Genomic DNA, 25,426 nt, shown 5'->3' with positions numbered 1-25,426 from the left:
GTCAGTTGGCCAGCTGGCAGGTGGCCGGCTTGGCCGAGGTGAACAGGGCCGGGGTGGCCCACTCGGGGTGGTCGATGAACGGGTTGCGGTTGCCCTGGAAGCTGTAGACCACGTCGTTGCGGGCGCGTTCCGCAGCACTCGGCGGGTCGGCCAGGTGCCAGTCGATCAGCGTCGACAGCAGGCCCATGTAGGCCGGCGAGCTGCTGGTCTTGACGATCTTGCTGCGGTCGTCGGTCAGCTCCAGGTCCGGCTCGGACTGGCCGGTGGCCGCATCCTTGCCGCCTTCGTAGCGGATGGCCATGTACAGCACCGCACGCGCCATGTCGCCCTTGCGTGCACCCCATACTTCAAAGGTGCCGCCGTTGCCGTCCGGGGTGCGTACCCAGTTCGAGTTGCCCGGATAGCCACCGCTGCCGCCGCCCTGGCCGTTGTTGGCCTCGGTGGCACGCTCGCCGCAGTTGGCGTCGCACTTGCCGAACGGCTTGTTGCCGCGGTCGGCGTTCCACTGTGCGTCAGTCAGGTACAGCATGTGGGTGTCGGTGTACGGGGCGTACGGCAGGCCCTTGTCGCCGGTGGTGCTGGCAAAGCCCAGCGAGTTCGGCCAGGTATGCTCACGGTTGTACTTCAGGCCGCCGCCGCTGCCGGCGCGATCGGTCACCTTGGCGTAGCTGCGGTTGCGGTACGCATCCAGGATCCTGCCGCTGTTGTTCGGATCCTCGTCGGCGATCTCCAGGATGGTCCAGGTGCTGGTGCCCGAGCCGCTGTACGGGTAGGCGGTGTGGCCCTTGATGGTGGCGTGCAGCGAGCAGCGCAGCTGGCTGGGGCTGCTGGTGTTGACCTTGGAGTAGTAACCGGCCGGCACGCCCGGGTTGCCCGGGTCCGGATTGCCACCGGTGCTGGCCACGGTGAAGGCGATGCGGCTGTCGGCGGCCGGGTGTGCGCCCTGCAGGTCGGTGATGCGCGCGGCGCGGATGTCGAAGCGGCAGGCTTCACCGGCCACCAGTGCAGTGTTGGTGGACAGCTTCACGCTGCGGCCGCTGGACGGGAAGGTCAGCGGCACGCTGCCGGAAGTGCCGCAGCTCAGGGCGAACGCGCCGCTGGCCAGGTTCACGGTCTCGCTGAACACCACTTCCAGGTCGGCGGCGGCGGGGAAGGTGCTGCTGCCCTGGGCCGGGGTGGTGGTGGACACCGACGGCGGCGTGTTCGGGCCCGGGGTGCCGCCACCGCTGAAGGTCTGGCCGTTGTTGCAGCTGCCGAAGGTCTGCCTGGCCGACTCGGCCCAGGTGAAGTGGGCGTACTGGCTGCCACTGCCGGTCAGCTGCAGCGAGGTGCCCGGGGCCGTGCTGTTGGTCTCGGCCACCGGAATGTTCTGGCTGGTCATGCCGGCCGCGGGGCCGCCGGACGCGGTGATGGCGCCCTCGTAGCTGAGGAACTGGACCACCTTGCCGCTGGCGTCGACCAGGGCAATGCCATCGTTCGGGCCGTTCTGCAGGCCGTTGGTCGGGTAGGTGACCACGGCGATGCTGGCGCTGCCGCAGCCTGCAGCGGTACCGGCAGGCACGGGGTTGTTGGCGTAGACCACGGCCGCCGACGGATTGCTGCCGTTGTAGAGGTACAGACGGTAGCCGGACAGATCCTCACCGGCTGTGGCCACGACCTCGATCGCTTCGCCGACGTCGCCGGCGGCGGTGCTGTCGTCGTAGTGCAGTTCGTTGATGAAGACCTCGGCCTGGGCCGGCGCGGCGGCCAGTGCAAGCAGGCAGGCAGCGGCAAGCGGGGACAGCAATCGCATCGACTACTCCTTGTGATTGGGAATGCGCGGCCGAGCCTAAGGCCGATCCAGTGACACTTTGTCGTAAATGAACGTCAGATATCTGACAGTGGGACATTGGTCACCAAATGTCACCTATTCCCCCCTTGGCTTGCGGCGCTGCATCCCTATACAGGCGTCCACGCAGGGAAGGAGGTTTCCGGGCCCGGAGAAAAATTTCGGGATCGGCCCTTGAAAGGCCTGTGGAGGTCTCCATCTCTGTCGTGCTCCCGACTTGTCGGGCTTTTTCACGCGCGTTGCTGGCACTCGCCTGGTGTGACTGCTAACATCGCCGGACTTTTTTAGACCAATCAATAACTTAAGAGGTCTCTCATGAGCATCAAGCCGCTGCACGACCGCGTTGTGGTCAAGCCGATCGAAGCCGACGAAATCTCCGCCGGTGGCATCGTCATTCCGGATTCGGCCAAGGAAAAGTCCACCAAGGGTGAAGTCGTGGCCGTGGGCCCGGGCAAGCCGCTGGACAACGGCAGCGTGCGTGCGCCGTCCCTGAAGGTTGGTGACAAGGTCATCTACGGCCAGTACGCCGGCAGCTCGTACAAGAGCGAAGGCGTCGAGTACAAGGTCCTGCGCGAAGACGACGTGCTCGCCGTCATCGGCTGAGCCTCGGCGCGACCTGCTTTTCTGTAAGACATCCCTTTTCGTCGCCGGGCCCGGCCCGGCGCAAACATCGAGGTAATCGCAATGGCTGCCAAGGATATTCGTTTCGGTGAAGACGCCCGTTCGCGCATGGTGCGCGGCGTCAACGTTCTCGCCAATGCCGTCAAGGCCACCCTGGGCCCGAAGGGCCGCAACGTCGTGCTGGAAAAGAGCTTCGGCGCTCCGACCATCACCAAGGACGGCGTCTCCGTCGCCAAGGAAATCGAACTGGCTGACAAGTTCGAGAACATGGGCGCGCAGATGGTGAAGGAAGTTGCTTCCCGCACCAACGACGACGCTGGCGACGGCACCACCACCGCCACCGTGCTGGCCCAGGCCCTGATCCGCGAAGGTGCCAAGGCTGTTGCCGCCGGCATGAACCCGATGGACCTCAAGCGCGGTATCGACAAGGCCGTCGTGGCCGCCGTCAACGAGCTGAAGAGCATCTCCAAGCCGACCGCTGACGACAAGGCGATCGCCCAGGTCGGCACCATCTCGGCCAACTCGGACGAGTCGATCGGCCAGATCATCGCTGACGCGATGAAGGAAGTCGGCAAGGAAGGCGTGATCACCGTTGAAGAGGGCTCGGGCCTGGACAACGAGCTGGACGTGGTCAAGGGCATGCAGTTCGACCGCGGCTACCTGTCCCCGTACTTCATCAACAACCAGCAGTCGCAGACCGCTGATCTGGATGACCCGTTCATCCTGCTGCACGACAAGAAGATCTCCAACGTCCGTGACCTGCTGCCGGTGCTGGAAGGCGTCGCCAAGGCCGGCAAGCCGCTGCTGATCGTCGCTGAAGAAGTCGAAGGCGAAGCGCTGGCGACCCTGGTGGTCAACACCATCCGTGGCATCGTCAAGGTCGTGGCCGTCAAGGCTCCGGGCTTCGGCGACCGTCGCAAGGCGATGCTGGAAGACATGGCCGTGCTGACCGGCGGCACCGTGATCTCCGAAGAAGTGGGCCTGTCGCTGGAAAAGGCCACCATCAAGGATCTCGGCCGCGCCAAGAAGGTGCAGGTCTCCAAGGAAAACACCACCATCATCGATGGCGTGGGTGACAAGGCTGCGGTCGATTCGCGCGTTGCGCAGATCAAGACCCAGATCCAGGACACCTCCTCGGATTACGACCGCGAGAAGCTGCAGGAACGCGTGGCCAAGCTGGCCGGCGGCGTTGCCGTGATCAAGGTCGGTGCCTCGACCGAAATCGAAATGAAGGAAAAGAAGGACCGCGTCGACGACGCCCTGCACGCCACCCGTGCAGCCGTTGAAGAAGGCGTGGTCCCGGGCGGCGGCGTTGCCCTGGTCCGTGCGGTCTCCGCGCTGGCTGGTCTGAAGGGTGCCAACGAAGACCAGAACCACGGCATCCAGATCGCCCTGCGCGCGATGGAAGCCCCGCTGCGCGAGATCGTCGCCAACGCCGGCGAAGAGCCGTCGGTCATCGTCAACAAGGTCAAGGAAGGCACCGGCAGCTTCGGCTACAACGCCGCCACCGGCGAGTTCGGTGACATGCTGCAGTTCGGCATCCTGGACCCGACCAAGGTGACCCGTTCGGCGCTGCAGAACGCAGCTTCGATCGCTGGCCTGATGATCACCACCGAAGCCATGGTTGCCGAAGCTCCGAAGAAGGACGAGCCGGCCATGGGTGGCGCCGGTGGCATGGGCGGCATGGGTGGCATGGGCGGCATGGACTTCTAAGGTCCGCGCCTGCACCGGTAGCTGCCGACCCTGGTCGGCACGCTTCCCTGCTGCACTGAAGAACCCCGCCGCAAGGCGGGGTTTTTCGTTGCCAGGTTGCCGCCACGGCAGCGCATCGCTACGCTCGGTGACCATGCCTACCTCGTTCATTGTCGTTGACGACTTCCTCTCCCCGGCCGATGCGCAGGGGCTGCGCCAGGCGGCACTGGGCCTGACCTACCCGGCGCAGGAAGGTGCATTCCCCGGTCGCAACTCACTGGAGCGGCTGGAGCTGGACGGCCTGTCCGAAGCTGCGTCGCGGCTGGTCAATGAACCGTTGCGACCGGTCAACCCACTGCAGTCGCATGGCAAATTCCGTCTGACCCTGGCCGGGGATGTCGGCCGCGCGAAAGTGCACACCGATCACTCGCACTGGTCCGGCATTCTCTACCTGAGCGCACCAGAGCACTGCGAGGGCGGCACCGAGTTCTTCCGTCATCGCCGCACCAACACCGAACGGATGGCCCTGGACGCCAGCGAGCTGGCCGCGTTGGGCTATGCCAATGGCGGCGACATGCACCGCGACATCATCGAGCGCGACAGCAGCGACGACAGCCAGTGGGAGATGACGATGCGCATCCCGATGCGCTTCAACCGCCTGGTGCTGCTGCGGCCCTGGTTCTGGCACACCGCCGGCCCGGCATTCGGTGACCGTCCGGACAACGGCCGGCTGGTGTACCTGATGTTCTTCGAGCAGGCGCGGTAAGCGGGGGAATCATCCACGCATGGCGTGGATCTACTGGCCCTGCAGCGCTGCGCGCAACCACGCCAGGAAGGCAGGCAGCGCCGGATTGCCATCTGCATCGGCGCGCGTCACTGCGTAGTAGGCGAAGGCCTGCGGCCATGGTTGGTCGATCACCACCTGCAGGTGCCCATTGGCCAGTTCTTCGGCCGCATGAATGTCGCGTACCAGCGCGATGCCTTGCCCGGCCACCGCCGCACGGATCAGCAACAGGTCGTCATCGAAAGCAGGGCCGCGCTCAAGTCGATCATCGGTTGCCAGACCCAGTGCCTGGAACCACAGCCGCCAGTCGCTGCGATCGGCATCCTGCAGCAGCGGCAGTTGCAGGCAATCCTGCACGGTGCCCACGGCGGGGGCGCTGGAAAGCAGCGCAGGGCTGGCCACTGGCAGCAGCACCGGCGCCAGCAGATGCTCTGCATGCAGGCCGGGGTAGCGCCCCAGCCCGTGGCGGATCGCGATGTCCACACCATCGCGGCGCAGGTCGGCCAGCGCCGGGCTGGCATCGAGCTGCACATCCACCTGCGGTTGCAGTGCGCTGAATTCGCCCAGGCGTGGCGCCAGCCATTGCGCGGCGAAACTGGGTGCGGCGCTGATACGCAGCGTGCGCCGCGTTTCCCAGCGTTCGAGTGTCTGCAGGCTCTGTGCGATCTGCTCGAAAGCCAGCAGCAGTTCCGGGTACACGCGCGCGCCCGCCGCGCTGAGCACCACGCCATGACGGGTGCGATCGAACAGGTTCACGCCCAGGCGTTCCTGCAGCTGTCGCAGCTGCTGGCTGATTGCGCCGGGTGTCACCCCCATCGCTTCGGCGGCAGCGGTCAGGCTGCCGTGGCGGCCGGTTTCAACAAAGGCCCGCAGGCCCAGCAGCGGCAAAACCGCACCCATTCCGTTCTCCCGTTGCTTCGCCGGCATCCACCGCGCGGCGACAGCATATCGGCCGTGGCGCAGGCTGTCGCGCACCTGCCTCGCAAGTTGAGCCAGGCTCAACTCCCCGTGCAGAAGACATCGTTTCCACGCCACGCCGGCTTTTCCTAGACTGCCTGCACGGCTGCTGCAGCGCCTGTTTCCGCATCGTCGGCCCTCGTGCATCGAAGGCTGGCGCGTGCCGTCGCTCCCTGCCGTCCAGGAACCCCATGAACGAACCTTCGCTGCACCTGTACACCGACAGCTCGCCCAATGGCTTCAAGGCCACCATCGCGCTGGAAGAACTGGGCCTGCCGTATCGCCTGCATCACGTCCGCATCGACGAAGGCGAGCACCGACATCCCGAATTCCTGCGGCTCAATCCGCATGGCCGCATCCCGGTGCTGGAGGATCGCGCGCGTGGCATCGTCATTTTCGAATCCGCGGCGATCCTGATGTACCTGGCTGAGCAGGGCAACGCGTTGTTGCCTTCCGAGCCGTCTGCACGCTGGCAGGCATTGACCTGGTTGATGTTTCATGCCGCCAGCGTCGGCCCGATCCTCGGCCAGCGCGTGCACTTCGAGTACTTCGCACAACGGCCCGACATGGCCGCAATCGAACGCTATCGAAGGTTGAGCGACGATCTGTTCGCCGTGCTCGACCAGCGCCTGCACGGGCGCGAGTGGCTGGCCGGTGACCAGTACTCGATCGCCGACATCGCCCACTTCGGCTGGCTGCATATCGCCCACATCATCGATATCGATATCTCGCAGCATCGCCATCTGAGCGCGTGGTACGCGCGCGTTGCCGCACGCCCTGCGGTACAGCGCGGCGTGCAGCTGCCCGAACCGGCCACCGGCCCGTAAGGAGACGACGCTCATGAACGACTCCATCGTGATGCCGGGTGCGTCGGCCCCGGCCTTTGCCATGCACCCGGGCTACCAGCGCATGTTCCGTGCCGATGCACTGACCCTGGGCATCTACCTGCCATTGCGCTTCTATCAGGGTGACATGGCCGTGCTGCAGGGCCAGGCGCGGCTGGTGGAGGACATCGACCGCCACGGCTTTGCTGCGGTGTGGGTGCGTGATGTGCCGCTGTACGACCCGATGTTCGGCGATGCGGGGCAGCTGTTCGACCCGTTCACTTACCTTGCATGGTTGGCGGCGCGCACGCAGCGCGTAGCGCTGGCCACCGGCAGCGTGGTGTTGCCGCTGCGCCATCCGATCGATCTGGCCAAGACGGCGGCGTCGGTCGATCAGCTGTCCGGTGGCCGCCTGGTGATGGGCGTTGCCTCCGGTGATCGTCCGCTGGAGTTTCCCGCCTACGGACTGGAGCACGCGGCGCGCGGTGAGCGCTTCGCCAGCGCCATGGGTGAAATGCGCCGTTGGCTGCAGCCGGGCGCGGACGGGCGGATGACGCATGCCTGGGCCGAGCAGGGCGTGCAGTTGCTGCCGCCTACGGTCAGTGGCCGCATTCCGCTGGTTGTCACCGGTGGCGCACGCCAGCCGCTGGAGTGGATCGGCCAGCATGCCGATGGCTGGTTGACCTATCCCGAGGCCACCCATGACGATGCCGGTCCGCAACGGCTGGCCGCGAAGATCCGCGCGTGGCGCGCGCTGATCCCGGACGGCGGCTTCCGCCCGCACGTGACCAACGAATGGATCGACCTGGTGGATGACCCGGATCATCCACGCACGCCGCTGCAAGGGGGCTATACCCTGCGCACCGGCCGCAAGGGCCTGATCGACCTGCTGCAGGCCTGGCAGCGGGCAGGCGTCAACCACGCCGCGCTGGGCATCCAGTTCGCCGATCGGCCCGCAGATGAGGTGCTGCAGGAACTGGCCGAAGAGGTGCTGCCATTGTTCCCGTCGCACCCGGGGCCGGCGCCGCGGGTGATGGACTGGTAGCACAGTAGGAATGGCGTCGGCCGGCGCTCAGCGGGCCGGCCGGCGCAGGCAGATGCGTGACGCCCCGGCGCTGATGTCCACCTGTCCACCCTGCATGGCGTCGGCGCCGAGAATCAGCGCGGGTCGTGTCTCGAGGCCGATCGCCTTGAACACGGGCAGTTCACTGATCCGGACTTCCATCGGTGGATGCCGCCAGCCAGCGCTGGTCATGCTCGGCAGGGTGTACAGCCAGGTGGCCTGCTTCCCGCCGCCCAGGCCCTCGGTGCCCTTCTCACGTACCCGCACGCGGATGTCGCTGCCGTCGGTGCGCACGCCCAGCGCACGGGCGGCTTCGGCATTGAGCACGGTCTGCGCCGCGCCGGTATCGACCACGGCGATGGCTTCCACACCGGTCTCGCCCAGCGCCAGCGTGATGAAGCCGAACTGGCGCAGGCCGGCACTGCGATCGGGCAGGGCATTGGCCTGGCAGCCGTTTCCATCCAGCGCGAGACGCCCCGGCGTCCACAAGGCAAGCTCGCCACGGCCGAAGTCCCAACGCGTGTCCCAGCGCCCGGTCAGGTCGTTGCCGACCAGGCCATCAATGGCCGCTTCATCATCCTTCGCCAACGAGGACAGGTCGGCCTGCGTGCCGCTGGCCTGCAGCTGCCAGCTGCCCAGCCGCCAGGAGGTGGTGCGCATCCTCCGCAGCGCGGCCGCCTTTGCGCTGGCACCCTGGGCATGCGAAACCGCCGCATCGGTGTCTTCCAGGCCATAGCGCCGGGCCACACGGTCATCCACCAGGGTTGCACCGGCCGCACTGTCGACCACGAAACGCAGTGGTTCGGCACGCCCGTCCAGCGAGACAGCCACGGCCGGATGACCCCCCTGCATCCACATCGGCAGTACGTGTTCGGGAGCATCGGCCGCCAGCGCAGGCAGCGAGGCAGCAAGCAGGGGAAGCAGGGTGAGGCGCACGGGATGTCTCCGCAGTGAGGGTGGAGAGCCCATTGGCGGGCACGGGCGTATCGCGGGAATATCGGCGTTGATACCGTCCTGATACACAGCTGGCTGATACTGAGCACATGAACGCTCCCGCCCGGGTCATCGTCGTCGATGACGACGCCAGCATCCGAGACGCCATCGCCGACTGCCTGCTGCTGCATGGCTACCAGGTGCGCGTGGCGGCCGGTGCCATGGCGTTGGATATGCTGCTGCAGGCCGAACGACCGGATGTGATCATCCTCGACTGGATGATGCCCGGCGAGGATGGCTTGTCGGTCTGCCGCCGGCTGCAGGCACGGGCGATCCCGATCCTGATGCTGTCGGCGATGGGCAGTGCCCCGGACCGGGTGATCGGTCTGGAGATGGGCGCGGATGATTACCTGGCCAAGCCGTTCGATCCGCGTGAGCTGCTGGCAAGGGTGCGTGCGCTGCTGCGCCGGCAGGACAAGCTGCGCACCCAGGTGGCGAGTGAGATGCGCTTCGCCGGCTGGCGGCTGCTGCCCGAACAGCGCCGCCTGATCGCACCGGATGGAGCGGAGCTGGTACTGAGCCGTGGTGAGTTCTCTCTTCTGCTGGTGCTGGCCGAACGTCCAGGGCGGGTGTTGGCGCGCGAGCAGCTGCTGCAGCTGAGCCGCAGCGAGCCGAGCGACAGCGTGGATCGTGCCATCGACCTGGCAATCAGCCGCCTGCGTCGCAAGCTGGGGCAGGCCGCGCCCGGCGCTGAAGCCCTGGTACAGACATTGCGTGGCGAGGGCTATCGCTTCGATGCCGAGGTCCAGGTGCTGTGAGTGCGCGTTGGTCCACTGCGCGCTGGATCGCGATGCTGGCCCTCACCAGCCTGCTGCTGGCCACCCTGGTCAGCGTCGCGGTGGTGGGCTGGATGCCACGACCGGCGCCGCCACCGATGCGCCTGGATCAGGCCCTGCAGGTACTGCAGGGGGAACAGGCGGCGGCGCCGCTGGGGCTGCATCTATCCGTCGTCAGTTCGGCGCCGGAAGGCCGCAGCAGCGATTGGCTGACCGAACTGGCCGCCTTGCAGCTGGGTGTACCGGTGGATCACGTGCGCCTGGTCTGGACCGGGCAGGGCAAGGCCCCCGATGTGCAGGTCATCGAGGGCGGCACGGTGCTGGATGCTTCAGGGCGTGCCGGGGTGCTGTCGTCACAGGCGGCACTGCTGACCGCCATGCAGTGGCCGCCGTTCGAGCTGGGTGTGCGCCAGGCCGATGATCGCTGGCAGGTGGTCGGCAGCGATCACAGTGATCTGGCGGCCTGGCGCGGTCAGGTTCTGCTTGCACTGTTGGCCGGCACGGTGCTGTTGGCACCGCTGGCGGCCTGGGCGTCGCTTCGCATCGGACGGCCCCTGCGCCGGCTGGCCGAAGCCAGTGCGCGGGTTGACCTGCAGGACGGGACGCCGCTGCCGGACGATGGCCCACGCGAGGTGCAGGTGCTGGCCGCAGCGATCAGCAGCGGTCGTGAGCGCCTGCGCGACCAGGCGCAGGACATGACCCGCATGCTGGCGGCCGTGGCGCACGACCTGCGCACGCCGCTGACCGGCCTGCGCCTGCGTGCGGAGTTTGCACCGCCGCCACAGGCAGCACGGATGGTGGCCGACATCGAGCGCATGGACACGATGATCGAGCAGGTGCTCGATTACGCGCGCGGGGAGCTGCAACCGCTGGAGTTGCGAGTACTGGACGTGGCCGCGTTGCTGGAGGAATGCGTGCAGAGCGCCTTGCTGCGCGGTGTCGATATCTCTGCAGAGGGACCGGACGTGCTGCCGTGGCAGGGGGATGCGCTCCTGCTGCGGCGGGCTATCGACAACCTCATCGACAACGCCGCTCGCTATGCCGGTGCCGTGCACCTGCGGGTTGCCATGGCAGGCAATCGCATGCAGCTGGACGTGATGGATCGCGGACCGGGCATCGCCGAGGCCGATCGCGTGCGCCTGCTGCAACCCTTCCAGCGCAGCGAAAGCTCGCGCAGTCGTGCCACCGGTGGGACCGGCCTCGGTCTGGCCGTCGCCGCCAATGTGGCACGACGGCATGCGGGTGAACTGCAGCTGCTGCAGCGTGACGGAGGGGGATTGATCGCACGCCTGGTGCTGGGATCGGCCTCCTGACATCGCATGTCGATTGACTGGACATCATCTTCCTGATTTATAATTAGGCGCCTAATCATATGGATATGAATGATGATCGAAGCCAAGCACCATGCCTTGCTGGACGAGGCACAGCGACGAGGCCATGCCAACGTCGCGCAGCTGCACCTGTGCTTCCAGCTGCTGTCGCTGTCATCGTCGATCGATCGCGACTGCGCCACACGTCTGGCGCCACAGGGTCTCAGCGAGGGGCGCTTCATCGTGCTGTTCCTGCTGCACGGTGCCGGTGGCACGCTGCCGCCGCATGAACTTGCCGAGCGTGCAGCCGTCACCCGCGCCACCATCAGTGGCCTGCTCGATGGCCTGCAGCGCGAAGGCCTGCTGCAGCGTCGCAGCGATGCCGAGGATGGTCGCCGCCTGCAGATCGTGCTGACCGCAAAGGGCGCGCGCCTGGCCGAGTCATTGTTCGACCAGCACACGCAGTGGATCGGTGGACTGTTCAATGGCCTGGAGGCGAGTGAACAGCGGCAGCTTTCGCAGTTGCTGCACAAGGTCTGGCAGCACACCGACGCCGGGCGTCAGACTGCGGCATGAGCGGTGCCATCGCCGCAGAGCGCCTGTGTGCGCTCAACAGTGGCAGCGTCGCGACGACCCATCTGGCCGAGTGCCTTGCAGTGGACTTCGCTGCGCTGCTGCAGGTGGTAGCCCCCGCGCTTGCACCGGAGGTGCTGCAACGCATGCGCGACGCTGCAGACAAGGGCATCACCCAGCGCATGGATTTGGCCGCACAGCTGCTGCGCGGGGCGGGACAGGGCGCGCCTGCGCTCTGGCAGGCTCACAGCTCCGACACCGTGCGTGGCTGGGCCTGCTATCTGATCGGCAGCGATGCCTCTACAACGCTGGCAACGAAGCTGCAGGCGATGCGACCGCTGGCCGATGACCCGCACTTCGGCGTGCGCGAATGGGCGTGGCTGGCATTGCGTGCCGACATCGTTGCTGCGCCGATGCAGGCGCTGGAGTACCTGCAGCCGTGGGCACAGGACGCATCGCCATACCTGCGTCGCTTCGCCTGCGAGGCGCTGCGCCCGCGCGGCGTCTGGGCCACGCATATCGCGCTGTTCAAGCAGCATCCGGAACATGCGCTGCCGGTGCTGGAAGCACTCGCCAACGATCCCATGCGCTATGTGCAGGATTCGGTTGGCAACTGGCTCAACGATGCTGGCAAGACGCAGCCACAGTGGCTGCGTGATCTCTGCACACGCTGGCAGCGCGAACACGACAGCGCCGCCAACGCCTACATCCGCAAGCGCGCACTGCGCTCGCTGCAATCCCGGTAGCGCCGGGCCATGCCCGGCGGACGCCAATCGACCACCTCAGGGAAGACCACCATGCCGCACACCTTCATTGAGCTCTATACCGCCACACCTGCCTGGACCACACTCCCGCCCGAGCAGCGGAATGCCTTCTTCGCCGGCATCGGCGCCGGTATGCAGCAGTTCGATCCAGCCCGCATCACGCCGCTGGCGATGGGCCGCATTGCCACGGGCGTACCGCACGGCTGTGGTGAGCAGTTCTATGCAGTCTGGTGCTGCGCCAGCCGCGAGGAGACCGACGCGCTGATGGCGGGCATCGCCGCCACCGGCTGGCACGACTACTTCACCACCACCCATGCGGTGGGCGCGGTGGACAGCATGACCCAGCACCTGGCCGACCTGGCCGCCTTGTAGCGGGGCGGCAGACGCAGGCAGATCCCGGTCCTCGGCAGGGGTGGCACATGCGCCTGTCACCCGGACACGGTAAACAGTGCATTGCCCATGTCCGTCCGCAGGGAAGTTGATCATGCAGAGCAAGCTCCAGGTCACGCTGTTCGGCCCTCTTGGCGACAGCCCGGCGTTGCAGTTGCCGGGGCAGGAGGGGCCGTCGGTGGCCATTCCGGAAGCGACCCTGCGGCAGCTGGTCTCCGATCTCTACACCGCGCGCTCCCTGCTCAACCCCGAGCAGCTGGACGAAGCCAGGCAGGAGCTGGACCGCGTGCTGGAGCGCTGGGCGGACATCCATGAAGGCCTGCTGCTGGATGTGGAAGTGCATGGCAGATGAGCGACTTTGCATGCGTGCCGCCGCGTAGTCGTCTCAAGCGGGCACATCGCTGAACCGCATCCCCAGTTGCGGATGAAACATTTTGCACTGCGCAAAAGCTGTGCTATCAATAGATCCCATGAACGCAGCCCCCACCAGCTTTTACTGGTATTACTTTCCGAAGCCACTGGCGGAGGAAGGACTGCGCTCACCCTGAAGAAAGCTTCAGACGCATTCCCGAAAGCCGCCAGCGAACCTGGCGGCTTTTTTCATGCCGCCACGCTGGGGACCCCCAACGTTCCGGAGATCTCCTGCAATGCCCCCGCACACCGACGACCTGCGTATCCGCACCATCGAACCGCTGACACCGCCTGCCCAGCTGCTGGCGATGCTGCCTTGTGACGATGAAGCCTCCGACACCGTCAGCGCCTCGCGCGCGGCCCTGCACCAGATCCTGCACGGCCGCGACGACCGCCTGGCAGTGGTGGTAGGCCCGTGCTCGATCCACGACCCGAAGGCCGCCATCGAGTACGCCCAGCGCCTGAAGCCGCTGCGTGACGCGCTGGCCGGTGAGCTGGAGATCGTCATGCGCGTGTACTTCGAGAAGCCGCGCACCACGGTGGGCTGGAAGGGCTTGATCAACGACCCGGACCTGGACGGCAGCTTCAAGATCGACAAGGGCCTGCGCATTGCCCGTGGCCTGCTGCGCGACATCAACAAGCTCGGCCTGCCGGCCGGTGTCGAATTCCTCGACGTGATCTCGCCGCAGTACATCGCCGACCTGGTGGCATGGGGCGCGATCGGCGCACGCACCACCGAAAGCCAGGTGCATCGCGAGCTGGCCTCGGGGCTGTCGTGCCCGGTCGGCTTCAAGAACGGCACCGATGGCAACGTGAAGATCGCCGCTGACGCGGTGGGTGCGGCGTCCAATCCTCATCACTTCCTGTCGGTCACCAAGCAGGGCGGTACCGCCATCGTGTCGACCACCGGCAACCCGGATTGCCATGTGATCCTGCGCGGCGGCAAGCAGCCGAACTACGACGCAGGCAGTGTTGCCGAGGCTTGCCAGGTGTTGGCCAAGTCCAAGCTGCCGACGCGTCTGATGATCGACGCCAGCCATGCCAACAGCCTGAAGAACCCGGAGAACCAGCCGAAGGTGATCGACGACATCTCCGTTCAGCTGGAAGACGGTGAACAGCGCATCGTTGGCGTGATGATCGAGAGCCATCTGGTCGGTGGTCGCCAGGAACTGGTGGAAGGCCAGCCGCTGGTCTACGGGCAGAGCATCACCGATGGCTGCATCGACTGGGACACCACCGTGACGGTGCTGGAGCGACTGGCTGCGGCCGTGCGCGCCCGTCGCGACGTGAAGGTATCCGAAGCAGCTTGATGGAAGCCGCCTGAGTGCGGCACGTGTGTGGATGGCGGCCAGCGCCTGCGGGGGTGCGGCCGCGATCAGGGCCGGTCGGAGTTGGAGACCGGCCCATCTGCACCGGCGATGCGCCTGGCGCTGCGCATGAGCGACAGCGCCAGGTACATCGCCGGGGTGGCAGTAGATCCACGCCATGCGTGGACGATTCGCCGTCCCTGGCAATGACGGCTACGACCCGCTGGAGGCCACATTTGTCGCGGGCCCGTCGGGTCGCACCCGGCACGCCAAGTGGTCCAGTCCGCACAGTGCGATGATCCGCCTTGGACACGTAGAGTCGAGCTTGCTCGACTGCGGAAAAACGTGCACTAATGGCAGTCGAGCAAGCTCGACTCTACTCAAGGTCCGCAGTAGATCCACGCCATGCATGGATGTGGGCCACAATGCGATCACTTCTCCTTGCGGCTGCCGCCATGAAAGAACTGATCATCCCTGAAGCTGCCCAACGCGACGAATCTTCGGTCGAGATGATTCGCGTGTGGATCGCTGAGCGCGGGCTGCATGTATCATTGAAAGTGGGGCTGTACGAGGATCGCCCCGACATCCGCGAAGAACGTGCCTGGGGGCGAATTCTTGCCGACGTTGCCCAGCACGTTGCCGACGCGCTGGTGACCAGTGAGGGCATGGACCGTGACGTGGTGGTCGAGGCCATCAAGGCAGCCTTCAACGAGGAGCTGCAGGCGCCATCCAGCGGCCGGTCCGGCGGGTTCATCGTGCGGCATTGACGGTAGATCCACGCCACGCGTGGATGAATTCCCCGCCCCACATTCACCGCTTCGCCCGAATCCTCGCCAAGGCCAGATACATCGCCGGGGTGGTGTACAGCGTCAGCCACTGGCTGACCAGCAACCCGCCCACAATGGCGATCCCCAGCGGTTGCCGCAGCTCCCAGCCTTCGCCGTTGGCCAGCATCAGCGGCAGCGTGCCCAGCAGCGCTGCCAGCGAGGTCATCAGGATCGGCCGCAGGCGCAACCGTGCGGCTTCCATCACTGAATCCTGCGCGCTCAGCCCGCGCCGCTCGCCGGCCAGCGCGAAATCCACCAGCAGGATGGTGTTCTTCATCACCACGCCCACCAGCAGGAACAGGCCGAGCAGGGCGATCAGGTTCAGTTCGTTGCCGAACAGCCACAGCGCCAGCAGCGCACCGACACCGGCCGAGGGCAGGGTGGACAGGATCACCAGCGGCTGCAGGAAGCTCTCGTAGAGGATGCCCAGCACCAGGTAGACCGCCAGCGTGGCGCCCAGCACCAGCCATAGCTGGCGCGCGCGCAGCTGATCCAGCCCGCCGGCTTCACCGGACAGTTTTCCCTGGACCGAACGCGGCAGCATCAGTTTCGACATCGCACCATCGATCGCCTGCGTGGCCTGTTCCAGGCCCATCCCCGGTGCCAGCGCGAACTCGATCCAGATCGAGGCGAACTGCTCGCTGTGGTACACCCGGTCCGGTGCCATGCCATAGCGCCAGCTGGCGATGCTCGACAGCGGAATGCGCTGGCCGTTGCCATCGATCACCTGCAGGCGTGACAGCGTGCCCGGGTCCTGGGTGTGCTTCGGGTCCAGCTCCATCACCACGCGGTACTGGTTGAGGCTGTCGTACAGCGTGGCGACCTGGCGCTGGCTGAAGGAGTTGTTGAGCATATTGGCCACCGTGCGCAGGTCCACGCCGTGGCGCGCGGCTGCTTCGCGGTCGATATCCAGCACCACCTGGCGCATGCCCGCTTCACCCTGTGCTTCCACGTCAACCAGTTCGGGCAGGCCACGCAGGGCGGCAGCCACCTTCGGTGCCCATTCGCGCAGGGGCGCTGTATCGGCTGAAAGCAGCTGGAACTCGTACTTGCCGCTGCTGCCGGCGCCCTCCAGGCGGATGTCCTGGTCCACCCACAGATAGAGATTGCCGCCGGGCAGCTTGGGCAGCCGCGCGCGCAGGCGGTCGATCACCTGCTGGCTGGACACCTTGCGCTCGGCCAGCGGCTTCATCTTGATCATGATGAAGGCGTTGTTGACCCCGTTGCTGCCACCGATGTAGCCGATGATGTCCTCGATGGCCGGATCGGACAGCAACAGCTTCCTGTACGCATCGATCTTCGGTTGCATGGCCTGGAAGGACAGGCCGTCATCGCCGCGCGCGAAGCCGCGCAGCTGCGCGGTGTCCTGCTTGGGCACGATGCCCTTGGGCACCTGCTGGAACAGCCACGTGTTAAGCGCGATGACTGCAACGAAGGCCAGCAACGGCCAGCGCAGCCGGCGCAGGCTGGCCTGAAGCGTGCGCAGGTAGGCGCTGCGCACACGTTCGAATAGCGCATTGCTGCCCCGCTGCCAGCGCGAGGGTTGCTGCGCGGCATCCACGAACAATCGTGCACACAGCATCGGCACCAGGCTCAGCGCGACCAGCACGGAGACCGTCATGGCCGCCACCAGGGTCAACGAGAATTCGCGGAACAGGCGTTCGACGAAGTCGTCCAGGAACAGGATGGAGACGAACACCACGGCTAGTGCAACGTTCATCGACAGCAGCGTGGCACCGACTTCCGATGCACCCCGTACTGCCGCCTGCCAGCGGTCGGCGCCCAGTTCGCGATGGCGGGCGATGTTCTCCAGCACCACGATGGCATCGTCCACCACCAGCACGGCGGCGACGATCAGCGCCATCAATGAAAGCGTATTGAGTGAGAAGCCCATCAGCGCTATCAGCGCCAGCGTGCCGAACAGCACCACCGGAATCGCCACGCTGGGCACCAACGCTGCACGCCAGTGGCCGAGGAAGCCGAGCACCACCAGCACCACCAGCACGATCGCCAGCACCAGCGTGAGCTCTGCTTCGTGCAGGGTGGCGCGGATCACCGGCGAGCGGTCCATCACCAGCCGCATGTCCACGCTGGAGGGCAACAGCGCATGCAGTTGCGGTAGCTGCGCCTGGATGGCATCAACGGTGGCGATGATGTTGGCGCCGGGTTGGCGGCTGACGATCAGCAGCACGGCGGGGCGTTCGTTGTGGAAGCCGCTGGCGTAACGGTCTTCCACGCCATCGGCAACGGCGGCGACATCGCCCAGCCGCAGCGTGCGGTCGTCGCTGACCTTCAATGCCAGTTCGCGGTACTGCGCGGCCTGGCGCAGCTGCAGCGGCGCTTCCAGCTGCCACTGCTGGCGGTCATCGCCCACGGCACCCAGCGGGCGCATGGCGTTGGCGCGGCCGATGGCCTGGGCCACGTCCTCCAGCGCCAGGCCTGCATGGTTCAGTGCATTCGGGTCCAGCGATACACGCACGGCGGGCAAGGCGCTGCCGCCCACCTGCACTTCGCCCACGCCCGGCACCTGCGACAGCTTCTGCGCCAGCACGGTGGAGGCCAGGTCATACAGCTGGCCTGGCGAACGCGTGTCCGAGGTCAGTGCCAGCGCCAGGATCGGTGCCTGTGAGGGATTGACCTTGCGGTACTGCGGCATGCCGGGCATGCCACTGGGCAACTGCCCGCGTGCAAGATTGATGGCGGCCTGCACTTCACGCGCTGCCTCATCGATGTCGCGGCCGAGTACGAACTTCAGTTCGATCTGGGTCTGGCCCTGGGTGCTGGCCGAGTCGATGCGTGAGATGCCGGGCAGGCTGCCCAGTGCGCGCTCCAGCGGCGTGGCGACGGTGGCTGCCATCGACTCGGGCGAGGCGCCGGGCAGGCTGGCACTGACTTCAATGGCCGGGTAATCGACCTGTGGCAGCGGCGCCACCGGCAACAGGCGCAATGCCAGCAGGCCGGCCAGCACCAGCGCCACCGCCAGCAGGATCGTCGCTACCGGGCGCTGCACGCAGGCCTGCGCCAGGCGCGCGATGGGGGTCACGCGCGCGCCTCGTCAACGGCCACCGGGGACGTCGCACGGCCACGCTGCAGGCGATCAAAGGCCAGGTAGATCACCGGCGTGGTGAACAGGGTCAGTACCTGGCTGACCAGCAGCCCGCCCACCATCACCCAGCCGAGTGGTTGCCGCAGCTCCGCGCCGGAACCACTGGCCAGCATCAGCGGCACTGCGCCGAACAGCGCGGCCAGCGTGGTCATCAGGATCGGCCGGAAACGCAGCAGCGCGGCCTGATGGATCGCCTCGCGCGGTGACATGCCGCGTGTGCGCTGCGCGTCCAGTGCGAAGTCGATCATCATGATCGCGTTCTTCTTCACCAGGCCGATCAGCAGCACGATGCCGATCACCGCGATCAGGTCCAGGCTGCGTCCGCTTACCCACAGTGCCGCCAGCGCACCGACGGTGGCCGAGGGCAGGGTGGAGAGGATGGTGATCGGATGGATGAAGCTCTCGTAGAGCACGCCCAGCACGATGTACATCACCACCACGGCCGCCAGGATCAGCCATAGCGTGGACGACAGCGAGCTGCTGAAGGCGGCCGCCGCGCCCTGCAGGCGAAGTTCGATGCTCTGCGGCAGGTTCACCTGCGCGCGCGCGGCGTGCACGGCATCCACCGCTTCGCCCAGCGAAGCACCCGGGGCAAGATTGAACGACAGCGTGGCCGCCGGGAACTGGCCCACGTGATTGCGCAGCAGTGCGGACGGACCCACCTCTACCCGCGCTACCGAACCCAGGGGTACGGTCTGCCCGGCGCTGTTGCGCACGCGCAGGCCGGTGATGGCTTCCGGTCCCGGCTGGCGCGCCGGATCGGCTTCCAGCACCACCCGGTATTGGCTGGCCTGGGTGAAGATGGTCGAGATCTGGCGCTGCCCATAGGCGTTGTACAGGGCATCGGCTACCGCTTCCACGCTTACGCCCAGGCGCGCCGCCGCATCGCGGTCGATTGCTACGCGCGCCTGCCGACCCTGCATCTGCAGATCGCTGGCGACATCACGCAGTGCCGGCGACTGGCGCAAGGCCTGCAGCAGCTTCGGTGTCCAGCTTTCCAGCGTTTCCAGATCCGGCGTGGTCAGGGTGAACTGGTACTGGTTGCGGCTGATGCGGTCCTCGATGCCCAGCTCCTGCACCGGTTGCAGGTACAGGGTGATGCCCGGAATCTTCGATACGCGCTGCTGCAGCCGCGCCATCACCACCGCAGCGCCATCGCGGTCGCCATGCGGCTTCAGTTCGATCAGCAGGCGGCCGGTGTTGAGCGTGGCGTTGTTGCCGTCCACGCCGATGTAGGAGGACACACTGGCCACCGCCGGGTCTGCTTCGATGGCCGTGGCCAGCGCCTGCTGGCGCTCGCGCATGGCCTGGAACGAGATCGCCTGCGGCGCTTCGCTGATGCCCTGCACCAGGCCGGCATCCTGCACCGGGAAGAAACCCTTGGGCACGGCGAAGTACAGCGCCACGGTCAGTGCGAGGGTGGCAACGGTGGCCAGCAACATCAGCGGCTGGCGCTGCAGCACCCAGCGCAGCTGGCGGTCGTAGACGGCGATGATGCGGTCGAAGACATCTGGTTTTGGGGTCGGAGCCCTGGCGGGATCCGACCCTTGGGCCGGGGTCAGATCCCCGTGGGGCTCTGACCCCTTCGCATGTGGCTTCAGGAAGCGCGCGCACAGCATCGGCGTCAGCGTCAGCGAGACCAGCAGCGAGATGCCGATGGCTACCGCCAGCGTTACCGCGAACTCGTGGAACAGTGCGCCCACCAGGTCGGCCATGAACAGCAGCGGGATCAGCACCGCGATCAGCGAAACGGTCAGCGACACCAGAGTGAAGCCGATTTCCGCTGCACCCTTGAGCGCCGCCTCGCGGGGGCTTTCGCCTTCCTCCAGATGGCGGGCGATGTTCTCCAGCATCACGATGGCATCGTCCACCACGAAGCCGGTGGCGATGGTCAGCGCCATCAGCGTGAGGTTGTTGAGCGAATAGCCGGCCAGCAGCATCACCGCGAAGGTGCCGATGAGCGACAGCGGCACCGCGACGCTGGGAATGAGCGTGGCCGGCAGATTGCGCAGGAACACCCAGGTGACCAGCACCACCAGGCCGATGGCCAGTACCAGTTCTTTCTGCACGCCGCGCACCGACGCGCGGATCGATTCGGTGCGGTCGCTCAGTACATTCATCTGCACGCCGGCGGGCAGCGTGGCCTGCAGCTGCGGCAGCAGCGTACGCACCTGCTCGACCACGGCGATCACGTTGGCGCCGGGCTGGCGCTGGATGTTCACCAGCACTGCCGGCGTGGTACCGCTCCACGCAGCCAACTGGCGGTTCTCGGCGCCATCGGTAATGGTGGCTACATCGCCCAGCCGCAGCGGCGCGCCGTCGCGCCAGGCCAGTATCAGGGCACGGTACTCATCCACGCTGCGCATCTGATCGTTGGCATCGAGCATCACCGCGCGGATCGGGCCATCGAAACTGCCCTTGGGCAGGTTGACGTTGGCGGCGGCGATGGCGGTGCGGATGTGGTCCATGCCCAGGTTGTTGGCGGCCAGCGCCGCTGGATTGACCTGGATGCGCACCGCCGGGCGCTGGCCACCGGCCAGGCTGACCAGGCCGACGCCGGGCAACTGCGCCAGGCGCTGGGCGATGCGCGTATCCACCAGATCGTGCACCTGCGGCAGCGACAGGCCTTGCGAGGTCACCGCCAAGGTCAGGATGGGGGTGTCGGCCGGGTTGACCTTGCGGTACACCGGCGGCACCGGCAGGTCCCCGGGCAGGAAGCTGCCCGCCGCGTTGATGGCGGCCTGCACGTCCTGCTCGGCCACACCCAGCGACACCTCCAGCCCGAACTGCAGGGTAATGACCGAGGCGCCACCGGAACTGGTCGACGACAGTCGTTTCAGGCCGGGAATCTGGCCGAGCTGGCGCTCCAGCGGTGCGGTGATGGTGCGTGTGGTCAGTTCGGGGCTGGCCCCCGGATACAGCGTGGTGATCTGGATGATCGGGTAATCGACCTGCGGCAGCGCCGCCACCGGCAGCAGGCGATAGGCCAGTACACCGGACAGCAGCAGCGCCACCATCAGGAGAGTCGTTGCAACTGGGCGCAGGATGAAGGGGCGCGAGAGGTTCATGCGCCGGCCTTGGTCGCGGCCTCCTCGGTGATGATCTCCACCGCCGTGCCGTCTTCCAGCCCGTCGATGCCTTCGATCACCACCTTGTCCCCTGCGGCCAGCCCGGAGCGCACGGCCACGCGTCCATCATCGGCCGGACCGAGCACCACGGTGCGGCGTTGTGCCTTGCTGTCCTTGTCGACGATATGCACGTAGTTGCCCTGGCTGCCGAACTGCACGGCGGCATCGGGAATCAGCAGCGCGGGCTGCTCGCCCAGCTGCAGGCGGACGTTGACGAACTGGTTGGGGAACAGCGCCAGATCGTGGTTGTCGAAGTGCGCACGCAGTTTCAATGTGCCGGTGGTGGTATCGATGCGGTTGTCGACGCTGGACAGCGAGCCGCGGGCCAGCTGCCGGCGTTCTTCGCGGTCCCAGGTTTCCACCGCCAGTGCCGGTTGCGCCTGCACGGCATCGAGCAGCGCAGGCAGCTCGGGTTCGGGCACGGTGAACAGCACGCTGATCGGCGCGGTCTGCGCCAGCGTCACCAGGCCTTCGGCATCGCTGGCGCGCACCAGGTTGCCCACGTCCAACCGGCGCAGCCCGACGCGGCCACTGACCGGCGCGGTGATGCGGGTGTACTGCAGCTGCAGGCGCGCTTCATCAACAGACGCCTGATCGCTGAGGCGGCGGCCCTGCAGCTGGCGCACCTTGCTCTGCTGGTCGCTCAGTTCCTGCCCGGACACGTAGTTCTGCTTCTGCAGTTCGCGGTAGCGCTGCAGCTGGCGCTCGGCGTTTTCCAGCTCGGCCAGATTCTGCTGCTGGGTACCCTGCGCCTGTGCCAGCTTCACTTCATACGGGCGCGGGTCGATCTGCGCCAGCAGATCGCCGGCCTTCACCTGCTGGCCTTCCTGGAAATGCAGCCGTAGCAGTTCGCCATCCACGCGGCTGCGTACCACCACGCTGTGCAGCGGGGTGACCGTACCGACCGCCTTCAGGCGCAGCACCAGCGGCTCGGCGCTGGCGCGTGCCACGCGTACCGGCACCGTCTTGCCCGGCGCATCGTCGCTGCTGCCGGCGCCGTTCCGGGGCCACAGCCACCACGCCAGAACGGCGACGAGGGCGATGGCCAGCACCGCCCACAACAGGCGGGCACGACGGAAGCGGGAATTTTCGGCGACAGACATGGGGCATCCTGCGCCCTGCGCGCGCAGGGACATGCGGGCCCGTCGGCGCGTTCACGGCACCACGGGCAGCGGGGAGGGAGTTGTCTGGCGGGGCCGCGGGCGCGGCGTGGCTGGATGCCGTCGCGGCAGCGACGGGGTGACAATGGTAGCCAATCACCCCGGCCAATGCCGCATGACCATGGTCATGCAACGCATTCGGTAGTGCCGGCCGCTGGCCGGCAACCTGCCGGAATCTGCGGGCGCGTGCCGTGTTGCCGGCCAGCGGCCGGCACTACCGTCAAACAATCAATGCACTTCGTCGTGATAGACGAACTTCGGCATTTCCCAGCGGTAGTGGATCGCCAGCAGGCGCAGCGCGAAGCCGCCGCCCAGGCAGCACAAGATCGCGGTGGCGTCGGCCACGCCCCAGTGCAGCAGCAACAGGTAGGCCGCGCCGGTCAGCAGCGCGATGATCGCGTACAGCTCCTTCTGGAAGATCAGCGGCACCTCGTTGCAGAGGATGTCGCGCAGCACGCCGCCGAAGGCGCCGGTCAGCATGCCGGCAATCAGCACGATCGGCATGGCATGGCCGGCCTCACGTGCGATCGAACAGCCGATCAGGGTGAAGGCGATCAGGCCCAGTCCATCGAGCACCAGGAAGGTGCGTCGGAAGTGGTGCATCCAGCGTGCGACCCAGGTGGCGATCAGCGCCGCACACACGGTGAAGCCCAGGTACTCGGGATGCTTCACCCAGCCCAGCGGATAGTGACCGAGCAGGATGTCGCGCAGTGATCCGCCGCCGAGGGCGGTAACGCAGGCGATCATGATCACACCGAACAGGTCCATGCGGCGGCGGCCGGCGGACAGCGCGCCGGTCATGGCTTCGGCGGAAATGGCGATCAGGTAGATGATGGACAGCAGCATGGGACAGGCTCCGGGCGCGGTGGGGCCGGCCATGCGCGTGTACCGCCACTGCCTGCGCAATGACGGGATGACGATGACCGGTGCCGCTCCCGCTGTCCTTTTGCCTGAGAGTTCAGCGGCATGGGCCGCGTGCCCCTTCGGCGGATCGTGCCGGGCAAGCCCGGTGACCTCTCTCCAGCTCGGCGAGTCGAATGCATGGTTGGTGGGATTCCAGCCCACCGGCCTGAGCGATCATGGGAGCCTGCGCCTTCGGCGGGCGCCAGCGCGGCGCCTCTCTCCTGCATTCGGGCGCCAGTATATCCGCTGCAGTGCAACACGGCATAATCCGGCCATGGCCTCGTCCCTGCGCCCGTGGTTCCTGTACCTGCTCGAATGCCGCGATGGCAGCTATTACGCCGGCATCAGCACCGACGTGGACGCGCGTTTCGCTGCCCACCAGGCCGGAAAGGGCGCGCGTTACACCCGGGCGCGGCCGCCGCTGCGCGTACTGGCCGTGCGCGAGTACCCGGACCGGGCCGCCGCCTCGCGCGCCGAATGGCAGCTCAAGCAGCAGCCGCGCGAACGCAAACTGGCCTGGCTGCAGGCACCGGTCCTGTAGATCCACGCCTTGCGTGGATGGAGACGCCGCCCATGCCATGATCGCCACAGCCATGGACATAGGATTGGTCCGATGAAGACCTGCTGGATGCTGCTGTTCACCACCTGCATGACCTTGCCGGCCTGCGCCCAGGCGCCGACCTCGCCGCCACTGCAGCACGGGCAGATCGGAACCGCCGCAGAGCTGGCCGCGCAGCGTGGCCCGGCCACTGCTGACCCCATCCACCTGCGCCGTGACCGAGTGCCGCCCGATCTGGTCGACCTGATTCCGCTGGCCGAAAAATGGGGCATCGGCGATGACCTGCTGCGCGACGAGATGCAGGAACGTGCCACCGACGCGGAAAAGCGCGCGATGGCCGATGCACTGAAGCATCGGCATGCGCGCATCACCGCCTGGCTCGACAGTTTCCCGAAGGGCCAGCCGATGACCGACGAAGCGGCCGCGTTCATGTACATGCAGCTGGGCGTCGACGAAATGGGCCTGATGCAATAGATCCGCGCCACGCGTGGGTAAGTACGCCGCCCATGCCATGATCATCCCGCCCCAGCCTTGGAGACCAGGATGTCCACGCTTGCCATGTTGCTCGCTGTTGCTGGTGCGACAAGCCCCGCCGCCGACCCGGCCACGATCGCGGCCATCGAAGCCACCTGCCACGATTACGTCGACGGCCAGCTGGAGGCCGACCCGCAACGCGTCGCCCGCTCCCTGCACCCGGACCTGGCCAAGCGCGCGGTCCTCGGCGATACACCCGACGAACGGCTGGGCCTGCGCCGCATGTCGAAGGAAGAACTGGTTTCGTTGACGAAGCAGGGCGCGCTGAAGACCCCGAAGGATCAATGGAACCGCCGCTGCACGGTGCTGGACGTGACCGGCAACGCGGCCTCGGTGCGGCTGGAAACCCCGTGGTTCGTCGACTACTTCCACATGGGGCGCTTCGACCAGCGCTGGGTCATCGTCAACGCACTGTGGTATCCGAAGCCGAAGGCGCTGTAGAGCGATGCGTGCCGCCGGCAAAGCATGGATCTCCGTCGTCGTACTGGTCGCCGGTATCGCGCTGCTGCCTGGCCTGCTGTACCTGCTCGGGCTGGCGCTGGTGGAAGGCCGGCCGCAGCCGGCAGACCGTGCGCCCAGTGGTGTGGCCGCATGCAGCAGTGAGCAGCGCACGGGATTCCAGCCGATGAATCCATGGAGCTTCACGACGCGGTTCTTCGATCCTGAGGCGTTGAAGAAGGCGACTGATGTCGAGCGCGAAGCGTTCTGGGTTGCACGCCGCCACCTGATGCGGCAGCCAAGGCACGACATGCTGCGCTGGCATCTCAGCAGTACCGTACTGACAATCTGGATCACCCGGCATTGGAGTACCGCGCAGATTGCCGACACCGCGAGGAAGGAGGATTTCTGCCGCACCTGGTCGAAACAGCGGGTGCCGGGCGGCCCGATGAACCGGTAGATCCACGCCATGCGTGGA

Annotated in this window: 24 protein-coding genes and 2 riboswitches; of the genes, 17 read left to right on the top strand and 7 right to left on the bottom strand. The window is 66.7% G+C overall.

Annotated elements, in window-relative coordinates:
* Position 1: 1 nt before the first annotated feature.
* Positions 2 to 1,792 carry an endonuclease gene (locus SMAL_RS18420; protein ID WP_012512252.1) on the bottom strand — a complete coding sequence of 597 codons (1,791 nt, stop codon included), beginning with the start codon at positions 1,790 to 1,792 and terminating at the stop codon, positions 2 to 4.
* 351 nt (positions 1,793 to 2,143) lie between these two features.
* On the opposite strand from SMAL_RS18420, the gene SMAL_RS18415 reads away from it, so the two are divergent.
* The 3 genes from SMAL_RS18415 (at position 2,144) to SMAL_RS18405 (ending at position 4,907) form a co-directional block, all read left to right on the top strand.
* Positions 2,144 to 2,431, top strand: coding sequence for a co-chaperone GroES (locus SMAL_RS18415; RefSeq protein ID WP_006396661.1), 288 nt, complete (start codon positions 2,144 to 2,146; stop codon positions 2,429 to 2,431).
* Between the two features lie 81 nt (positions 2,432 to 2,512).
* On the top strand, positions 2,513 to 4,162 hold the full coding sequence (gene groL, locus SMAL_RS18410) for a chaperonin GroEL (protein WP_012512251.1): 1,650 nt from the start codon (positions 2,513 to 2,515) through the stop codon (positions 4,160 to 4,162).
* Positions 4,163 to 4,295: 133 nt separating this feature from the next.
* Positions 4,296 to 4,907: a DUF6445 family protein gene (locus SMAL_RS18405; protein WP_012512250.1), complete on the top strand. Its 612-nt coding sequence runs from the start codon at positions 4,296 to 4,298 to the stop codon at positions 4,905 to 4,907.
* 30 nt (positions 4,908 to 4,937) lie between these two features.
* Here the strand turns inward: SMAL_RS18405 and SMAL_RS18400 are convergent, their stop codons facing one another.
* On the bottom strand, positions 4,938 to 5,825 hold the full coding sequence (locus SMAL_RS18400) for a LysR substrate-binding domain-containing protein (protein WP_012512249.1): 888 nt from the start codon (positions 5,823 to 5,825) through the stop codon (positions 4,938 to 4,940).
* Between the two features lie 248 nt (positions 5,826 to 6,073).
* On the opposite strand from SMAL_RS18400, the gene SMAL_RS18395 reads away from it, so the two are divergent.
* Together SMAL_RS18395 and SMAL_RS18390 are read left to right on the top strand one after the other, a co-directional pair.
* On the top strand, positions 6,074 to 6,709 hold the full coding sequence (locus SMAL_RS18395) for a glutathione S-transferase family protein (protein WP_006396593.1): 636 nt from the start codon (positions 6,074 to 6,076) through the stop codon (positions 6,707 to 6,709).
* A 13-nt stretch (positions 6,710 to 6,722) separates the two neighbouring features.
* Positions 6,723 to 7,751 carry an LLM class oxidoreductase gene (locus SMAL_RS18390; RefSeq protein ID WP_012512248.1) on the top strand — a complete coding sequence of 343 codons (1,029 nt, stop codon included), beginning with the start codon at positions 6,723 to 6,725 and terminating at the stop codon, positions 7,749 to 7,751.
* A gap of 27 nt (positions 7,752 to 7,778) precedes the next feature.
* Here SMAL_RS18390 and SMAL_RS18385 read toward each other — a convergent pair whose 3' ends face one another.
* Positions 7,779 to 8,738, bottom strand: a complete 960-nt coding sequence (locus SMAL_RS18385; RefSeq protein ID WP_176698939.1) for a retropepsin-like aspartic protease — start codon at positions 8,736 to 8,738, stop codon at positions 7,779 to 7,781.
* Positions 8,739 to 8,812: 74 nt separating this feature from the next.
* On the opposite strand from SMAL_RS18385, the gene SMAL_RS18380 reads away from it, so the two are divergent.
* From SMAL_RS18380 to SMAL_RS18345, 8 genes are all read left to right on the top strand, one after another.
* Positions 8,813 to 9,520 carry a response regulator transcription factor gene (locus SMAL_RS18380; protein WP_012512247.1) on the top strand — a complete coding sequence of 236 codons (708 nt, stop codon included), beginning with the start codon at positions 8,813 to 8,815 and terminating at the stop codon, positions 9,518 to 9,520.
* A gap of 32 nt (positions 9,521 to 9,552) precedes the next feature.
* Positions 9,553 to 10,851 (top strand): sensor histidine kinase, encoded by a 1,299-nt coding sequence (locus SMAL_RS18375; RefSeq protein WP_012512246.1) that lies wholly within the window; start codon positions 9,553 to 9,555, stop codon positions 10,849 to 10,851.
* 72 nt (positions 10,852 to 10,923) lie between these two features.
* On the top strand, positions 10,924 to 11,424 hold the full coding sequence (locus SMAL_RS18370; RefSeq protein ID WP_041864595.1) for a MarR family winged helix-turn-helix transcriptional regulator: 501 nt from the start codon (positions 10,924 to 10,926) through the stop codon (positions 11,422 to 11,424).
* Positions 11,421 to 12,167 (top strand): DNA alkylation repair protein, encoded by a 747-nt coding sequence (locus SMAL_RS18365; RefSeq protein ID WP_012512244.1) that lies wholly within the window; start codon positions 11,421 to 11,423, stop codon positions 12,165 to 12,167. The genes SMAL_RS18370 and SMAL_RS18365 overlap by 4 nt, the downstream gene beginning before the upstream one ends.
* Before the next feature lie 51 nt (positions 12,168 to 12,218).
* Positions 12,219 to 12,557 (top strand): DUF6616 family protein, encoded by a 339-nt coding sequence (locus SMAL_RS18360; protein WP_012512243.1) that lies wholly within the window; start codon positions 12,219 to 12,221, stop codon positions 12,555 to 12,557.
* A gap of 112 nt (positions 12,558 to 12,669) precedes the next feature.
* The gene (locus SMAL_RS18355; RefSeq protein WP_006396514.1) at positions 12,670 to 12,927 is read left to right on the top strand and encodes a hypothetical protein; all 258 of its coding nucleotides are present in this window, start codon (positions 12,670 to 12,672) and stop codon (positions 12,925 to 12,927) included.
* Between the two features lie 295 nt (positions 12,928 to 13,222).
* On the top strand, positions 13,223 to 14,296 hold the full coding sequence (locus SMAL_RS18350; protein WP_006396512.1) for a 3-deoxy-7-phosphoheptulonate synthase: 1,074 nt from the start codon (positions 13,223 to 13,225) through the stop codon (positions 14,294 to 14,296).
* Between the two features lie 452 nt (positions 14,297 to 14,748).
* Positions 14,749 to 15,060: a DUF5076 domain-containing protein gene (locus SMAL_RS18345; RefSeq protein WP_012512242.1), complete on the top strand. Its 312-nt coding sequence runs from the start codon at positions 14,749 to 14,751 to the stop codon at positions 15,058 to 15,060.
* A gap of 43 nt (positions 15,061 to 15,103) precedes the next feature.
* Here SMAL_RS18345 and SMAL_RS18340 read toward each other — a convergent pair whose 3' ends face one another.
* The 4 genes from SMAL_RS18340 to SMAL_RS18325 all read right to left on the bottom strand — a co-directional run bounded on the left by SMAL_RS18340 (position 15,104) and on the right by SMAL_RS18325 (position 23,360).
* Positions 15,104 to 18,163 carry an efflux RND transporter permease subunit gene (locus tag SMAL_RS18340; protein WP_012512241.1) on the bottom strand — a complete coding sequence of 1,020 codons (3,060 nt, stop codon included), beginning with the start codon at positions 18,161 to 18,163 and terminating at the stop codon, positions 15,104 to 15,106.
* Positions 18,160 to 21,294 carry a multidrug efflux RND transporter permease subunit gene (locus SMAL_RS18335; RefSeq protein ID WP_012512240.1) on the bottom strand — a complete coding sequence of 1,045 codons (3,135 nt, stop codon included), beginning with the start codon at positions 21,292 to 21,294 and terminating at the stop codon, positions 18,160 to 18,162. The genes SMAL_RS18340 and SMAL_RS18335 overlap by 4 nt, the downstream gene beginning before the upstream one ends.
* Positions 21,291 to 22,457 (bottom strand): MdtA/MuxA family multidrug efflux RND transporter periplasmic adaptor subunit, encoded by a 1,167-nt coding sequence (locus tag SMAL_RS18330; RefSeq protein ID WP_012512239.1) that lies wholly within the window; start codon positions 22,455 to 22,457, stop codon positions 21,291 to 21,293. Before SMAL_RS18330 ends, SMAL_RS18335 begins: the two co-directional genes overlap by 4 nt.
* Positions 22,458 to 22,742: 285 nt before the next feature.
* Complete coding sequence (locus SMAL_RS18325) at positions 22,743 to 23,360, bottom strand: trimeric intracellular cation channel family protein (RefSeq protein ID WP_012512238.1); 618 nt, start codon at positions 23,358 to 23,360, stop codon at positions 22,743 to 22,745.
* 82 nt (positions 23,361 to 23,442) lie between these two features.
* Positions 23,443 to 23,548, bottom strand: a riboswitch (glycine riboswitch).
* A 13-nt stretch (positions 23,549 to 23,561) separates the two neighbouring features.
* A riboswitch (glycine riboswitch) is annotated at positions 23,562 to 23,651 on the bottom strand.
* A gap of 40 nt (positions 23,652 to 23,691) precedes the next feature.
* On the opposite strand from SMAL_RS18325, the gene SMAL_RS18320 reads away from it, so the two are divergent.
* The 4 genes from SMAL_RS18320 to SMAL_RS18305 all read left to right on the top strand — a co-directional run bounded on the left by SMAL_RS18320 (position 23,692) and on the right by SMAL_RS18305 (position 25,408).
* Positions 23,692 to 23,958, top strand: coding sequence for a GIY-YIG nuclease family protein (locus SMAL_RS18320; protein ID WP_012512237.1), 267 nt, complete (start codon positions 23,692 to 23,694; stop codon positions 23,956 to 23,958).
* A 72-nt stretch (positions 23,959 to 24,030) separates the two neighbouring features.
* Positions 24,031 to 24,450 (top strand): hypothetical protein, encoded by a 420-nt coding sequence (locus SMAL_RS18315; RefSeq protein WP_006396225.1) that lies wholly within the window; start codon positions 24,031 to 24,033, stop codon positions 24,448 to 24,450.
* A gap of 69 nt (positions 24,451 to 24,519) precedes the next feature.
* Complete coding sequence (locus tag SMAL_RS18310; protein WP_006396224.1) at positions 24,520 to 24,951, top strand: nuclear transport factor 2 family protein; 432 nt, start codon at positions 24,520 to 24,522, stop codon at positions 24,949 to 24,951.
* 4 nt (positions 24,952 to 24,955) lie between these two features.
* On the top strand, positions 24,956 to 25,408 hold the full coding sequence (locus tag SMAL_RS18305; RefSeq protein ID WP_012512236.1) for a hypothetical protein: 453 nt from the start codon (positions 24,956 to 24,958) through the stop codon (positions 25,406 to 25,408).
* Positions 25,409 to 25,426 lie beyond the last annotated feature (18 nt).

Source organism: Stenotrophomonas maltophilia R551-3 (assembly GCF_000020665.1).
GTDB lineage: Bacteria > Pseudomonadota > Gammaproteobacteria > Xanthomonadales > Xanthomonadaceae > Stenotrophomonas > Stenotrophomonas maltophilia_L.
Note: the sequence above shows the minus strand (reverse complement) of the source record. Positions and strands in the feature narration are given on the sequence as shown.